The organism is Acinetobacter sp. VT 511, assembly GCF_001077515.1.
In the GTDB taxonomy this organism is placed as follows: Bacteria; Pseudomonadota; Gammaproteobacteria; order Pseudomonadales; family Moraxellaceae; genus Acinetobacter; species Acinetobacter schindleri.
Window position 1 is genome coordinate 66541 of the sequence record NZ_LFRE01000033.1, and the last position, 14126, is coordinate 80666.

Annotated in this window: 15 protein-coding genes; 7 read left to right on the forward strand and 8 right to left on the reverse strand. The window is 43.8% G+C overall.

Features of this window, described 5'->3' with window-relative positions; genetic code table 11:
• Positions 1 to 3: 3 nt before the first annotated feature.
• Positions 4 to 543: a tetratricopeptide repeat protein gene (locus tag ACS72_RS01805; protein WP_048881043.1), complete on the forward strand. Its 540-nt coding sequence runs from the start codon at positions 4 to 6 to the stop codon at positions 541 to 543.
• Between the two features lie 29 nt (positions 544 to 572).
• Here ACS72_RS01805 and ACS72_RS01810 read toward each other — a convergent pair whose 3' ends face one another.
• Positions 573 to 1472: a thiamine phosphate synthase gene (locus ACS72_RS01810; protein WP_048881044.1), complete on the reverse strand. Its 900-nt coding sequence runs from the start codon at positions 1470 to 1472 to the stop codon at positions 573 to 575.
• A 142-nt stretch (positions 1473 to 1614) separates the two neighbouring features.
• Between ACS72_RS01810 and hemP the strand changes: the two genes are divergently transcribed.
• Complete coding sequence (hemP, locus tag ACS72_RS01815; RefSeq protein WP_004815360.1) at positions 1615 to 1785, forward strand: hemin uptake protein HemP; 171 nt, start codon at positions 1615 to 1617, stop codon at positions 1783 to 1785.
• Between the two features lie 92 nt (positions 1786 to 1877).
• Here the strand turns inward: hemP and ACS72_RS01820 are convergent, their stop codons facing one another.
• From ACS72_RS01820 to ACS72_RS01835, 4 genes are all read right to left on the reverse strand, one after another.
• On the reverse strand, positions 1878 to 3188 hold the full coding sequence (locus ACS72_RS01820; protein ID WP_048881045.1) for a HAMP domain-containing sensor histidine kinase: 1311 nt from the start codon (positions 3186 to 3188) through the stop codon (positions 1878 to 1880).
• Between the two features lie 7 nt (positions 3189 to 3195).
• Entirely contained in the window at positions 3196 to 3861 is a 666-nt protein-coding gene (locus ACS72_RS01825) for a response regulator transcription factor (RefSeq protein WP_004815358.1), read from the reverse strand.
• Positions 3862 to 3980: 119 nt separating this feature from the next.
• Positions 3981 to 4343 (reverse strand): NirD/YgiW/YdeI family stress tolerance protein, encoded by a 363-nt coding sequence (locus ACS72_RS01830; RefSeq protein WP_008302569.1) that lies wholly within the window; start codon positions 4341 to 4343, stop codon positions 3981 to 3983.
• 103 nt (positions 4344 to 4446) lie between these two features.
• Positions 4447 to 6204: a GspE/PulE family protein gene (locus tag ACS72_RS01835; RefSeq protein WP_048881046.1), complete on the reverse strand. Its 1758-nt coding sequence runs from the start codon at positions 6202 to 6204 to the stop codon at positions 4447 to 4449.
• A gap of 228 nt (positions 6205 to 6432) precedes the next feature.
• Between ACS72_RS01835 and ACS72_RS01840 the strand changes: the two genes are divergently transcribed.
• The gene (locus tag ACS72_RS01840; RefSeq protein ID WP_048881047.1) at positions 6433 to 7692 is read left to right on the forward strand and encodes an MgtC/SapB family protein; all 1260 of its coding nucleotides are present in this window, start codon (positions 6433 to 6435) and stop codon (positions 7690 to 7692) included.
• 43 nt (positions 7693 to 7735) lie between these two features.
• Here ACS72_RS01840 and tsaA read toward each other — a convergent pair whose 3' ends face one another.
• Entirely contained in the window at positions 7736 to 8443 is a 708-nt protein-coding gene (gene tsaA, locus ACS72_RS01845; RefSeq protein ID WP_048881048.1) for a tRNA (N6-threonylcarbamoyladenosine(37)-N6)-methyltransferase TrmO, read from the reverse strand.
• Between the two features lie 105 nt (positions 8444 to 8548).
• Between tsaA and ACS72_RS01850 the strand changes: the two genes are divergently transcribed.
• Positions 8549 to 9328 (forward strand): ferredoxin--NADP reductase, encoded by a 780-nt coding sequence (locus ACS72_RS01850; RefSeq protein WP_004815348.1) that lies wholly within the window; start codon positions 8549 to 8551, stop codon positions 9326 to 9328.
• A 62-nt stretch (positions 9329 to 9390) separates the two neighbouring features.
• Here ACS72_RS01850 and ACS72_RS01855 read toward each other — a convergent pair whose 3' ends face one another.
• Positions 9391 to 10005, reverse strand: a complete 615-nt coding sequence (locus ACS72_RS01855) for a cation transporter (protein WP_048881049.1) — start codon at positions 10003 to 10005, stop codon at positions 9391 to 9393.
• A gap of 85 nt (positions 10006 to 10090) precedes the next feature.
• Between ACS72_RS01855 and ACS72_RS01860 the strand changes: the two genes are divergently transcribed.
• The 3 genes from ACS72_RS01860 to ACS72_RS01870 all read left to right on the forward strand — a co-directional run bounded on the left by ACS72_RS01860 (position 10091) and on the right by ACS72_RS01870 (position 12302).
• A complete protein-coding gene (locus ACS72_RS01860) occupies positions 10091 to 10507 on the forward strand; it encodes a Cd(II)/Pb(II)-responsive transcriptional regulator (RefSeq protein WP_048881050.1) in 417 nt (138 codons plus the stop codon).
• A 128-nt stretch (positions 10508 to 10635) separates the two neighbouring features.
• On the forward strand, positions 10636 to 12045 hold the full coding sequence (yegQ, locus tag ACS72_RS01865) for a tRNA 5-hydroxyuridine modification protein YegQ (protein WP_048881051.1): 1410 nt from the start codon (positions 10636 to 10638) through the stop codon (positions 12043 to 12045).
• Positions 12046 to 12047: 2 nt separating this feature from the next.
• Positions 12048 to 12302 (forward strand): YfhL family 4Fe-4S dicluster ferredoxin, encoded by a 255-nt coding sequence (locus tag ACS72_RS01870; RefSeq protein WP_004815339.1) that lies wholly within the window; start codon positions 12048 to 12050, stop codon positions 12300 to 12302.
• A 268-nt stretch (positions 12303 to 12570) separates the two neighbouring features.
• Here ACS72_RS01870 and ahpF read toward each other — a convergent pair.
• Positions 12571 to 14126: alkyl hydroperoxide reductase subunit F (ahpF, locus tag ACS72_RS01875; protein ID WP_048881052.1), on the reverse strand; the 1556-nt coding region annotated here is incomplete at its 5' end.

A 14126-nucleotide genomic window follows, 5' to 3' on the forward strand; every position in this document is an offset into this window, starting at 1 on the left:
TATATGTTTCAAAAAATCCTGATTGGTTCAATTTTAGTTGCTTTAGTCGGCTGTCAGTCCATACAGCAGGAACCATCTGCTCCAGCCAAGCCTGCACCTGAAAAGCCACGGGTGCAGAAATCTGATGGCGTAGTGATTACGCCTTATGATCATCCTGAAATCAAACGTCAAAAAGTGGTCGTGCCGCAGCAGAAACCTAAACCACAGCAGTTTGATGATGGCCGTCAGTTACCTGCTTTCAAGAAATTGATGCAGCAGACTCAGACAGCGTATAAAGCACAAAAGTTTGATCAGGCTGAAGCCTATGTTACCCAGGCACAGCGAATGGCACCACAGTCTCCTGAAACCTATCTGTATTTAGGGATGCTGGCGAACCGCAAGAATAAACCCGCCAATGCACAAGCGTTTGCGCAGCGCGGCCTTAGCTATGCCCAAAGCAATGCCATGAAAAAGCAGCTCTGGCAGGTGATTCTTAAAGCTGGTCAGCTGCAAAAAAATCCACAAACCATTCAAAAAGCACAGAAGGCATTAAGCGCTCTTTAAGCTATAATTACTTTTAGTAATTAACTTACTTATATCCCGCGAATGCCTGCGATCCCGTAGGCATGATGGGATTGAGCCAGACTCAAATCATCTTTGTTCATTCCACCAAGTGCATACACAGGAATCTGAATCTGTTTGGCAATCTGCTCAAAGGCAATCCATCCCAGTGGCTCTACTTCTGTATGAGTCGCTGTTGGAAGCACAGGACTCAGAAAAATTGCTTCACAGCCCAGCTGTTCTGCCCGTTGTGTAGACGCATGATCATGACACGCCGCAATATAGCGTTTCCCTATAACCAGATCACTGGTACTTAGTTGATTCAGCTGTGCCTGTTTAAGATGTAAAGTCTGAATACTCTGTTGCTGTTGTTCATCCAGCAGCAGATATAAGTCATGATTAATAATCAATTGGGATAATTGTTCTACCGGCAGGGTTGCCAATTTCTCGGCCTGTTCTGCGTTGGCGTCAACTCGCCAATACAGCATTTGCGCTTTGTCGAGCTGATGCAGATCTGCCAGATCACTGCTGATTTTAATCATCTGTGGCCATAACAGTTTTTTTAAAATCACCGCATTGGCTTTCGGAAAATTCAGCTGCTGTAACTGCTCGCGGCTATACCACTTCCAGGGTTGCTGAATCTGGGCTAACTGTGCTTCAGCTACACTGGCATGAAATAAATGCAGATGCACAATCACATCTTCATATTCATGACGAATAAAATCGAAAGGATGCCAAAGCTCGATATCAATACCGACTTCTTCCTGGATCTCACGACGGCAGGCTTGCAGCGGTGTTTCACCTTCTTCTACTTTGCCGCCAGGGAATTCATGTTTATTTCCCTGATGCTGTTTCGCTTCCCGCCAGCCAACCAGAACCTGATTTTGGTGAAATAACAAGGCAATCGCGACATGAATATTTGCTTTGGACATACGAAGATAAACTGGCTGGAAATATTACGAATTGTAAGTGATAGCGGATTTTTTAGGAATTGCAAAATTTAGGCGTTGACAGCTCTATTCGATAATGATTATCATTTAAATCAATCCAAGCACATACCACGGAGTCGATGGAATGAACGCACCTTTTAGCCTGTTTACACGTAACAATGACGCTCATCATGCATTACCGATGCTGCATTCAAATAACCTGTTTGCTCTCGGACGCGAAATTCGCATCATGCATGCCGGTGAAGAATACCGCCTACGCTTAACCCGAAATAATCGTCTCATTCTCACTAAATAAAATAACTCACACAATAATAAACGTGGTCATCAGCAGTATGAATCAGCGCGTACTGCTTCTTTTCTTATTTGGTCTGTTTCATGATTCTAGATCTAAAAGCGCAATACGACTTTTAACCCGCCAAGATCAGAAGCCATAAATTGAATATCACCATGATGCAATTGCATGATTTTCTGGCAGATAGATAATCCCAGGCCTGATCCTTGCGTTTTAGTGCCCAAAGCGCGATAAAAACGCTCACCCAGTCGCTGTAAAGTTTCCTCAGAAATTCCCTCTCCTGAATTTTCAATCACCACTTCTGTTTTATCCGCCTGATGCTGGCACTGGATCAGAATTGTACCCGCAGACGGCGTATATTTGATGGCATTGTCGATCAGGTTTCGCACGCAACTGAAAATGAGTTCGGCATTCCCTGAAATATCAGCATGATTTAGCTCAAGTTTTAGGTCCAGCTGTTTCTCTTCTATGAACGGCGTGAGTGTTTTTAAAGCATCCTGAATAAGCTCAGGCAAATCTAACTTTTGTTGTGGCAGGTTATGATTTTGTTCAGGGTCCAGTCGAGCCAGCAGCAAGAGGTTTTCCAGAACCTGAGTACCGCGACTGACATCTTTTTGAATCTGCGCCAGATCCTGAGACAATGTTTCATGAGTCTGATATTTGCGTTTTAACACCTGCAGGCGCATTTGAATCGCTGATAAGGGTGAGCGTAGTTCATGCGAAGCATCTGCAGTAAAGCGCTGTTCTGCACTTAGGGACTGCTCTACCCGAGCCAGCATCCGGTTTAACTGACTGACGATCGGTTGTAGCTCAGCAATTTGCGGTTCGGGCGATTGAACCGGACTTAGATCCTGGGCGGACTTGGAGGCAATATCCTGTGAAATCCGGTTAAGTGGCTTTAACTGACGTTTAATCAATAGATGTAGTAACAACCATTTCACTAGCCATAATATTAGAAGGATTAAACCAAAACCTAAAATACTATTCCAGATCTGTTCAAAGCGTATAGATACTGGCTGTATGACCTGAACTTTAAGCCCGTTATCTTCAACTATCAAAGTTCGTAATAACTGTCCATTTCCAAACTGAAAGTGCAGCCCTGATTGATGATGTAACTGATGTTGCAACAGATTGTTATTTTCGGAAGTGGTTAGCTGATCTTGATCCAGCCAAAGTCGATACTGTATCTCAAACTCTTCACTGATATCATCCACATTGTGACCTTGGGACTGAGTCACATCCCCAAGTAAAAGTTCCGCAATATCTTCCATCAGTTCATCATGAATCTGCATAGACTGATAGCCAGAAATGCCCAGCAATAACAACCAGGCCAGACAGCCCGCCAGAATGGAGCTATACATGGCATTCTTGATCAGCTTGTGTTGCAGTGAAATCACCTGAGCCATGATTGATCTACCCTTCAGCTTTATGCATACGATAACCCAGCCCACGTATGGTCTTGATCATCTGACTGCCAATTTTCTTGCGCAGTTGATAAATAAAAACCTCGATGGCATTACTCTCAATTTCATCCCCCCAGGCATAGAGAGATTCTTCCAGCTGTTCCCGGGTCACTACATGCTCTGGCTTTTGCATCAATTTATGCAAAATCTGAAATTCTTTGGCCGTTAAGTTCACCACTTCACCTGCTTTAGTCAGAGTTTTGGCCTGTACATCCAGCTGCAAGTCTTCCCAGGTCAGCACATGGCTCAGATTTTTTTGCTGCAAGCGGATCTGGGCACGAATTCGTGCAGACAATTCTTCCAGGCTAAAAGGTTTGACCAGATAATCATTGGCACCTAAATCAAGTCCTTCTACCCGGTCATCAATACTGTCTCGAGCAGTAATAAAAATAACTGGCGTATCTTTCTGCAGTTTACGTAGCGTTGTCAGAATCTGATCCCCACTGGCTCGCGGTAAACCACGATCCAGTAACACACAGTCATACTGATGCTGTTCAAGCGCCAGAATGGCATGGTCCCCACGCTCAACCCAGTCAATTACATAGCCATCCATTTCCAGCCAGGTCTGAATACTTTCTGCCTGTGAGGTATCATCTTCTGCCAAAAGAATACGCATGCTGAATTCTCTCTTATTTTCAACATATAATCATGAATTTTAAACAAAAAAAACCACATGCTTTTTGTAATATTGCATGTGGTTTTCTCTAGTCAGGTCATTCGGCTATCGCCAATGCCTTAATTGAAACGCACTTCATCAACATCGATTTCAACACGTTTCGTGGGTTTGTAATCGATATCTACTTCACCAATAATGGTTACTGATGTTTTGGCAGAAATCGGTTTGCCTTGCCATAACTCATCATCAATTTCGACATTGATGCTGCCTGTGTTGTCACGGAACTGATATTTTTCGTCGCCTACTGATTTCACCACATGACCTTTGATTTGTACCTTGCTGTCATCTTTCATGGTGAGTGCTTGTTTTACAGTTACGGTTTTGGCAAAAGCGCTTTGGTTTACTGTACTTTCTGCCATAGTCACAGTTGTTGCAGAGCCAATAAGTGCCACTGCTACAAATGCTTTGGTCATATTTTTCATATTCAGTACCTTTTAGGCTGTCTTGTTTCGATGAAGCTATTAAAACAGCTGAAGATGAATTGAATCTTAAGAAAACTTTATTTTCAAAAATAGGTTTTAAAAATTAATTCAGTGGCACTACACGTAGTACTTCCTCTAGCGTGGTGACACCTTCAATGACTTTTCGTGCGCCCGCAATTCTAAGTGGCTCTACACCTTCTTTTTTCGCCTGAGCACGTAAATGGTTCAAGTTGGCATCTGCGCCAATCAGCTGTTTGGTTGCCAAACTCAGTGGCATAAACTCATAGATCCCTATACGCCCTTTATAACCCGTATGACGACACTCCTCACAACCTACTGGACGGAACACAAATTCTGGACGGGCCAATGGATAATCTGCTGCTAAATGCTGCCATTCCTGCTCATCCATAAAGCCTTCTGCTTTGCAGTGTGGACACAACTTACGCACCAGACGCTGAGCCAATACACCGAGAATCGTTGCAGCAGTCAGGAACGGTTGTACACCCAGATCATGCAGACGGGTTAAACTCGACGGTGCGTCATTGGTATGTAACGTGGATAAAACCAGGTGACCTGTCAAGGCAGCCTGAATTGCCATATTGGCAGTATCCTGATCACGAATCTCACCGACCATGATGATATCTGGATCCTGACGCATTAATGCCCGTACACCATCGGCAAAACCCAGATCAATTCCGGTATTCACCTGCATCTGGTTAAAGCTTGGCTCCAGCATCTCGATCGGATCTTCAATGGTACAGACATTGACCTCTTCGGTCGCCAGCTGCTTTAAAGTTGAATACAGCGTAGTCGTTTTACCCGAGCCTGTAGGTCCAGTCACCAGAATGATGCCATGACTATGACTGGTCAGCGTGTTCCATTCATTCAGCAAATGCCCTTCAAAACCCAGTTGCTGGAAGCTGCGTACCAATACCTCCGGATCGAAAATACGCATTACCAGTTTTTCACCAAAAGCGGTGGGTAAGGTCGATAAACGCAGTTCCGTTTCCTGCCCTTTAGGCGTACGGGTTTTTAGACGGCCATCCTGCGGCTTGCGCTTTTCTGCCACATTCATCCGGCCCAGAATTTTAATACGTGAAATCACTGCAGTAAGCGTATTGGCTGGCATTTTATAAATGGTATGCAGCACGCCATCAATACGGAAACGGATTTTCCCTGTATCTTTGCGTGGTTCCATATGAATATCACTGGCACCCTGTTCAAAGGCAAACTGCAATACCCAGTCCACCAGTTTAACAATATGCTGGTCATTGGCATCTGGATTTTGCGAATCACCGAGCTGTAAAAGTGCTTCTACACCCTTATTTTCACGGTCATAAGCCGAGGATTTTTGTGATCCACTGACAGCACGACTAACCTGATAATATTCGACAATATATCGTTGCAACTGTTCCGGATTCAGTAGCACCCGTTCAATACGGCGCGGGCTAACATTCTGCTGTAGATTCGACACCCATTCCATTTTATAAGGCTGATCGGTAGCAATCAGGATTTTGTCTAGCTGGATTTCAACGGCGAGAATACGGTTACGGAGTGCGTATTCCTGCGACATTACTGCGGTAAGTGCCTGAACATCGGCTTTTAAAGGATCAATAATATAAAATGGCAGATTTGTTTTTTCTGACAGCCACTGACATAAACGGTTTAGGGTAAGTGTACTTTGGGGATGAGAGTGGTCGACCAGATTAAAATTGGCAATCCACTGTAAAGGATGCCATTTCAGCTGTTCACGCTGACGATGCGTCGTCTGTACCAGCATACGGTCTCTATCACTGATCTTACCGTCTTTAAAAAGTTGCTCCAGACACCACGCGGTATCAATTTCAAAGTCAAATTTCATTGTTATAGGCCCCTAAACATGCCTTCACTATAACAAGTTTTTGCTATTTTTCGCATTCTCCTGCTGTGTCTTCTGGCTGTTTCTGCTAGCTGGTGCCAATCTTTAGCGTTACCAATCTTTTCACCCTATCTTATCTCTCACATTTCTCTCTTGTTCATCCTCTAGCTTATGGCCTATATTTTAGAGATACCTTTGAAAATAATTACTTATTCATAGCTGAGGCCGGATATGGATTTTAGCGCAGTGCCCATGAATGACAGCTCCTTTCAGGAACTGCTCACTATCCTGACTTCAGCATTGGGCTGTGGCTTATTGATAGGCCTGGAACGAGAACGGCATAAACAGCGGGAGCAACAGCCAAGCTTTGCAGGCTTACGTTCTTTTGCTATCTGCGCCCTATTGGGAGCTATCTGTTTTTTATTCGGAATAATCACTGGCTTGGTGGGCGCACTGATTATTGGTGGCATGGTCATTTCCTCTATCCGAAATCAGCCGGATGATCCTGGAATTACCACCGAACTTGCTTTTGTAATGGCCTATTTTATTGGGGCAATCTGTCTGTGGAATATTCCGCTGGCTGCCGGACTTGCAGTACTCATTACAGTCATTCTGATGGCCAAACATTCCATGCATAACATTGCTGGAAAATGGATTACTGAAGCTGAATTCCGGGATGGTTTACTGTTACTGGCATTGGTCTTGATTGGTTTACCTTTGACACCCGATACACCGCTATGGGGCAAGGTGCTTAATCCCTACCTGATTCTGAAACTCTTAACTTTAATTTTAGTGGTACAGGCGCTAGCACATATTGCAAAACGTTTACTTTCTACAAAAAATGCCCTGATGCTTTCTTCCATTGCCTCTGGTTTTGTTTCCAGCACAGCCACAGTGGCCCAGTTGGGTCTACAGGTTCGTAAAGGTGAGATGGATGCTCGATCCAATGCGGGTGCCGCACTCATGTCCTGTATCTCGACTTTAGTACTGCTGTTCATTGTGGTCGGAGGCGTATCTTTTAGCTGGCTTAAAATTATTTTGCTTCCTTCCTTAGTGGCAATGGCCATTCTGGCTGCCTGTGCATTTCTATTGCTGCGTAAAGCCAAACCGCCAGAAAATTGTGAAAAAGGAGAAGATAGCCGGATGTTTAGCTTGAAAGAAGCGGTCATCATTGCAGTCACTTTGACACTGATTCAGGCTGCGATTTATGGGCTGGAACTCTTACTCGGCGATGCCGGCTTGCTGGCAGGTACCCTGCTGGCTTCACTATTTGAGATTCATGCAGCCATGGCCAGTGTGGTCATTCAGGGTGACCCGAGCAATACCCGGCTAATTCAGGCCCTGCTCATAGGCCTTGCAGCCCATGCTTTAGCAAAATCTGTAAATTCCGGCCTGTCAGGCGGATTCAAATATGCGATGTATTTTGTACCTGTACAGATTCTACATATGGCAGTTTTGATCGGAATTTTGTGGTGGACGCTAAAACTTTAGAATGATTTGAGCAGAAAGTATAAGTACCCTAGCCCTTTAGCCATCACTCAATCTCTACAATCAGAACAGACGTTTCATTTACAATAAATTTGATATTGAAATCTGCAAAGTGCATACCATAAATTCGCTCCGGATCCTCCTGATAGGCTGGACGTGGATCAAGGGATAAAACCTCTGCCAGTTCCCGAATGACTTGTTCCGAAAGACCTTTCGTTTGGACTAACTGCTCTCTTTCCAGCTCTGCCTGTTCCGACCAGACCACATATTTGCGCACTGGCTCCTCCTGAGCATAACCGCTTTGCGCTTCCATCACAGCATCAGAATAATGAATATAAGGTTTAATATCGACAATCGGAGTACCATCTAAAAGATCACTGCCCGTCACATAAACACGGACTGTTTTGCCAACTTTTTTCACTTCTTTCAGCTTGACCACGGATAAACCAATCGGCGAAGGACGATACATACTACGTGTCGCGAACACCCCTATTTTCTGGTTTCCACCTAAACGTGGTGGGCGTACCTGTGGACGAAACTTGCTGTTTTCCTGATTTTTATTGTCATGGAACTGCCAGAGCAGCCATAAATGGCTAAACTCCTCAATTCCCTCAAAAGCCAGCAGATCATTATAAGGCGCCTGCATTTCAATATAGGATTCCACTTCCACCAGATTAGGTTGACGTGGAATACCAAATTTTTCTTTATAGGGAGATTTCATTATACCGATTACAGGTATAGTCAGTTCAGTCATAATCACTTTTTTTGATAAGCTCAATTAAATATATTCAGTTTATCGAGAATGAATTTGGTTTAGAATAGCAACCTGTTCTAATTTGATAACTTATTGAGACCTTTAATGGCTGCTTTTAACGTCGAAAAGATTACTCACGTCCACCATTGGAATGACACATTATTCTCTTTTAAAACGACTCGTGATACTGCATTACGTTTTAAAAACGGTCAGTTTGTGATGATCGGCCTTGAGGTCAATGGCAAGCCTTTAATGCGTGCATATTCAATTGCAAGTGCAAACTATGAAGAAGAACTGGAATTCTTCTCGATTAAAGTTCCAGATGGCCCACTGACTTCTATTCTGCAAAAAGTAAAAGTTGGCGATGAAATCCTGGTTTCTAAAAAACCGACAGGTACACTGGTTCTGGATGACTTGAATCCTGGTAAGAATCTGTACTTGTTATCTTCAGGTACTGGTCTTGCACCTTTCCTGTCGACTATTCGCGATCCTGAAACTTATGAACGTTTTGAGAAAATTATCGTGGTTCATGGTACACGTTTCATTTCAGAACTGGCTTATCAAGATCTGATTCTGAACGAAATTCCAAACCATGAGTTCTTCTCAGAATTGGGCGCTAAAGAAAAATTAGTGTATTACCCGACGGTAACTCGTGAAGAATATCCAAATCAAGGCCGTGTAACGACTGCAATTGAAACTGGTGAACTGTTTGAAAAAATCGGTCTGCCACGTTTTAACCCTGAAACTGACCGCGCAATGCTATGCGGTAGCCCAGCCTTCCTTGATGACGTTGCTGCCCTTCTTGACCAACACGGTCTGAAAGAATCTCCACGTATGGGTGTTCTAGGCGATTATGTAATTGAACGTGCGTTCGTTGAAAAATAAGATGCCTTGAATCTAAAAAACCGGGCAAAATTGCCCGGTTTTTTATTTAGTATTAATTTTTATCATGCAGTTGTACGACGTTCTTGTAATGCCTGCTTCACCACCTGATATCCTGCAGTTAATCCCAGACTGGCCATAATCACCGCCACAATCATATCGGGCCATAAACTACCGGTTCCAAATACACCAATGGCCGCAAAAATAACTGCTACGTTGCCAATTGCATCATTTCGGCTACACAGCCACACAGACTTCATGTTTGAGTCTCCATCACGGAAAGCATAAAGAATCACAGCCGTGATCACATTGGCCAGTAAAGCGATTGCGCCGATGATACCCATCGTGATGGCTTCAGGAGGAATACCGAGCAGATAGGCATAGATGACTTTAGCCATCACCACCAGACCAAAGGCTGCCATAGTCAGGCCTTTAATTAAGGCTACAGTGGCTCGCCAGTACAGGCTTGCGCCTAATACAGCCAGTGAAATCCCATAATTCACTGCATCCCCAAAGAAATCTAGCGAGTCGGCCCATAAAGCTGAAGAATGAGCATAGGCTCCACCGACCAGCTCTACCAGAAACATACTGAGATTAATCCATAAGGCAATCCATAAAGCCATTCTAAACTTGCTGTTTGGCTTGATGGGTGCCGGTTCATGATTACAGCTACAGGCCATATTCTTCTCCGATGTATTTTTATACGAAATACGATACAGTGATTAGAAACTATGGAGTAACTCCAAGGTCAAGCCTGAGGTGTATATGTCTTTGTATCTGATTTCAGAAATCGCCAAAAAGTCACATTTAACTACTGATACGGTGCGTTTTTATGAGAAAAAAGGATTCATCACGCCGAATTTTCGAGCAAATAATCAATATCGTTATTTTGATGATGAAGCGCTTAAAAGACTGATTTTTATCAAGCGTTGTCGTGATCTGGATATGTCCTTAAAGGAAATCGAGACCTTAATCGAACTGGAACAAAATCCCGAGCAGAACTGTACAGCAGTTAACAATATTATTGACCAGCATCTACAGGATATCACCAGTAAAATGAAAGAATTAGCAGCTTTTAAAACTCAGCTTACCGAGCTAAGAAATAGCTGTAATACACCGACTACGGTTGACCATTGTCAAATCCTGAAAACCTTGGAACGGTCTGAAATCGAAGATCAATAGTCTGTATATTTATTTCAGTTTTACTTATTTGATAATGTTGAAAATATCAACAAAAACCATGATTTCCGAGTGATTTACTTGGTTGAATCTTGTTTTTAGATGAATAAAATAAAAGCCGTACTTTTTATATGTCTTTCGATTTCGTCATGAGTATCATCCCTGTTACTGAACTTCTCTCACCTGCTGGCTCACTGAAAAATATGCGTTATGCTTTTGCCTATGGTGCAGATGCAGTCTATGCCGGCCAGCCGCGTTATAGTCTACGTGTACGTAACAACGAATTTGACCATGATAATCTCGCGATTGGCATTCAAGAAGCACATGATCTTGGCAAAAAATTCTATGTGGTGGTAAATATCCAGCCACATAACTCCAAGTTGAAAAACTTTATCCGTGACCTTGAACCTGTGGTCGCGATGCAACCGGATGCACTGATCATGTCCGATCCAGGTCTGATCATGCTGGTGCGTGAACATTTCCCGCATATGGACATTCACCTGTCTGTACAGGCCAATGCCGTGAACTGGGCAACGGTAAAGTTCTGGAAAAATATGGGGCTTACTCGTGTGATTCTGTCACGTGAACTATCCATTGAAGAAATTGCAGAAATCAAACAGCAAGTACCAGATATGGAGATTGAAGTTTTCGTGCATGGCGCGCTGTGCATGGCTTATTCAGGCCGTTGCATGTTATCTGGCTACATAAATAAACGTGATGCCAACCAAGGTGCCTGCACCAATGCTTGCCGCTGGGAATACAAAGTTCTGGATGCCAAAGAAGATGTGACCGGTGATGTGATACCGGTGAAAAATCTGGATTCAGGCTGCTGCTCCCAAGATATGGATGAAGCTCATAAAGTAGCTCAACATCAGTTTGACGAGCCGGTCCTACTTCAGCGTAACGATGAAGATATGTTTGCTGCCGAAGAAGATGAACATGGCACTTACTTCATGAACTCAAAAGATTTGCGTGCAGTCCAGCATGTAGAACGATTAACCAAAATCGGTGTGCATTCGCTAAAAATCGAAGGTCGGACTAAATCCTATTTCTACTGTGCACGTACTGCACAGATTTACCGCAAAGCCATTGATGATGCTTTAGCTGGCAAGCCATTTGACCCATCACTGGTGACCCAACTGGAAGGTTTGGCAAATCGAGGTTATACCGAAGGCTTCCTGCGTCGCCATGTTCATAGTGAATATCAGAACTATGAAAATGGTTCTTCCAGTTTTGATCATCAAATTTTCTGTGGTGAAGTACTAGAGCGAAATGGAGATTACATCAAGATCGATGTGAAAAACCGTTTTGTAGTCGGTGACTCACTGGAGCTGATGACGCCTAAAGGCAACATTAGCTTCACCTTGACGGAAATCAAAGACCGTAAAGGCAATCTGATTGAAGATGCCAAAGGTTCGGGGCATATCGTCGAAATTCCGATTCCAGCAGATATTGATATGCAATATGCCCTGCTGATTCGCAACCTGCCGACATCGACTGCAGATATTTCCGCATCTTCACTCGCTTATCAGGCAGGCTAAGCATGGCACTCTTGATTACCGATAAATGCATCAACTGCGACATGTGTCTGCCGGAGTGTCCGAATGATGCCATTTATGAAGGTGACAAAATCTATGAAATCGATGTCAATCGCTGTACGGAATGCGTCGGTTTCTATGATCATCAAACCTGTGTATCCGTGTGTCCAATTGAGTGCATTGTGCCCCATCCGGAGCATGTGGAGACCAAAGAACAATTGATGGAGAAATTTAAGGGACTGAATCTATTCAACTCTTAATGAAATCTTAAAGATGGCATATTTTATGCTCATCTAAAGAACAACCTTGGGGAAGACATAATAATAAATTAAAACAAAAACAGCGCAGAGGAAAGGAACAGTCAGAAGCAATTGGGGATGCTTCTGACTGATCTAAAACGAAGGAAAGCAAATATAAAAAAAGGAACTCTGGTGTTAGCGTCCGGAGTTCCTGTAAAAAGGGAATAAGAAATAGAGTCGATTGATGTTCTAGTACCTGGGTTTTGGGGAACCCAGGTGCTTTCCTTTATTACTGACCCGAACGGATGATGTAGTCAAATGCAGACAGTGATGCTTTCGCGCCTTCACCTGTAGCAATGATGATCTGCTTGTAAGGTACTGTGGTACAGTCACCCGCAGCAAATACACCTTTCACATTGGTTTCATTGCGCTCGTTAATCACAATCTCACCGCGGTTGCTTAACTCAACTTTGGTTTCTTTCAGGAAATCCGTATTCGGTAACAAACCGATCTGAACGAAGATCCCTGCAAGTTCAACCGTATGTTCTTCATCGGTCGCACGGTCTTTATATTTCAGTGCAGTTACCTGTGAACCATCACCCACTACTTCTGTTGAAAGCGCATTCTTGATCACCGTGGTGTTCGGCAAGCTGTTGAGTTTGTCCTGAAGTACCTGATCCGCACGTAGTTTGGTATCAAATTCCACCAGGGTGACATGCTCAACAATACCAGCAAGGTCGATCGCAGCTTCTACACCCGAGTTACCACCACCAATCACCGCAACACGTTTGCCTTTGAACAGTGGACCATCACAGTGTGGACAGTAGGCAACACCACGGGTTTTGTATTCCTGCTCACCCGGAACATTCATCTCTCTCCAGCGTGCACCGGTTGACAGGATTACAGTTTTAGATTCAAGCTTGGCACCATTTTCTAAAGTCACTTCAACCAGACCGTTGGCAGTTTCATCTGCACCCTTGATGTCAGATACACGTTGCAGGTTCATGATGTCGACACCGTATTCACGTACGTGGGCTTCCATCTCGGCAGCAAATTTTGGACCTTGGGTCTTTTGCACTGAAGTGAAGTTCTCAATGTCCATGGTATCCATGACCTGACCGCCCATACGTTCAGCCACGATCCCGGTTTTGATGCCTTTACGCGCTGCGTAGATTGCAGAGGTATTCCCCGCAGGACCACCACCAATCACAAGAACATCAAACGCTTCTTTGGCATTCAGCTTTTCCGCATCTTTGGCAGCAGAATCCGTATCCAGCTTGGCAATGATTTCTGCCAAAGTCATACGACCCTGACCGATGTGTTCATTGTCCTGGAACACCATAGGTACAGCCATGATTTTACGTTCTTCAACTTCTTCCTGGAAGAAAGCACCATCGATCATGGTTGCTGTTGTACCTGGGTTATAGATAGCAATCAGGTTGAGTGCCTGAACCACATCCGGACAGTTATGACAGCTTAAAGAGACAAACACATCAAAGTCAGACTTGATTCCTAAACCTTTGATCGATTCAAGAACTTCATTCGATACTTTCGGTGCATAACCCGAAGTTTGCAGCAATGCCAGAATCAGCGATGTGAACTCATGACCCATTGGCAGGCCTGCGAAGAAAACACGAGGCTGTTCACCGGCTTTAGCCACACCAAAACTTGGTGCACGTTTGTTGGTACCATCAAAACGGGCAGTCACTAAATCAGACAGTGCAGCGATTTCTTCTACAAGTTCTTTGATTTTTGCAGATTTATCTGAAGCATCTAAAGTGGCTACCAGTTCGATTGGTCCTTCAAGGCGTTCTAAAAGGGTTTTTAATTGGGCTGCTGTATTTT

What these genes read in the sequence shown, in the direction of transcription:
- ACS72_RS01805 (WP_048881043.1), top strand. Translation starts at nt 4, where the DNA reads ATGTTTCAAAAAATCCTGATTGGTTCAATTTTAGTTGCTTTAGTCGGC.
- ACS72_RS01810 (WP_048881044.1), bottom strand. Translation starts at nt 1,472, where the DNA reads ATGTCCAAAGCAAATATTCATGTCGCGATTGCCTTGTTATTTCACCAA.
- hemP (WP_004815360.1), top strand. Translation starts at nt 1,615, where the DNA reads ATGAACGCACCTTTTAGCCTGTTTACACGTAACAATGACGCTCATCAT.
- ACS72_RS01820 (WP_048881045.1), bottom strand. Translation starts at nt 3,188, where the DNA reads ATGGCTCAGGTGATTTCACTGCAACACAAGCTGATCAAGAATGCCATG.
- ACS72_RS01825 (WP_004815358.1), bottom strand. Translation starts at nt 3,861, where the DNA reads ATGCGTATTCTTTTGGCAGAAGATGATACCTCACAGGCAGAAAGTATT.
- ACS72_RS01830 (WP_008302569.1), bottom strand. Translation starts at nt 4,343, where the DNA reads ATGAAAAATATGACCAAAGCATTTGTAGCAGTGGCACTTATTGGCTCT.
- ACS72_RS01835 (WP_048881046.1), bottom strand. Translation starts at nt 6,204, where the DNA reads ATGAAATTTGACTTTGAAATTGATACCGCGTGGTGTCTGGAGCAACTT.
- ACS72_RS01840 (WP_048881047.1), top strand. Translation starts at nt 6,433, where the DNA reads ATGGATTTTAGCGCAGTGCCCATGAATGACAGCTCCTTTCAGGAACTG.
- tsaA (WP_048881048.1), bottom strand. Translation starts at nt 8,443, where the DNA reads ATGACTGAACTGACTATACCTGTAATCGGTATAATGAAATCTCCCTAT.
- ACS72_RS01850 (WP_004815348.1), top strand. Translation starts at nt 8,549, where the DNA reads ATGGCTGCTTTTAACGTCGAAAAGATTACTCACGTCCACCATTGGAAT.
- ACS72_RS01855 (WP_048881049.1), bottom strand. Translation starts at nt 10,005, where the DNA reads ATGGCCTGTAGCTGTAATCATGAACCGGCACCCATCAAGCCAAACAGC.
- ACS72_RS01860 (WP_048881050.1), top strand. Translation starts at nt 10,091, where the DNA reads ATGTCTTTGTATCTGATTTCAGAAATCGCCAAAAAGTCACATTTAACT.
- yegQ (WP_048881051.1), top strand. Translation starts at nt 10,636, where the DNA reads ATGTCTTTCGATTTCGTCATGAGTATCATCCCTGTTACTGAACTTCTC.
- ACS72_RS01870 (WP_004815339.1), top strand. Translation starts at nt 12,048, where the DNA reads ATGGCACTCTTGATTACCGATAAATGCATCAACTGCGACATGTGTCTG.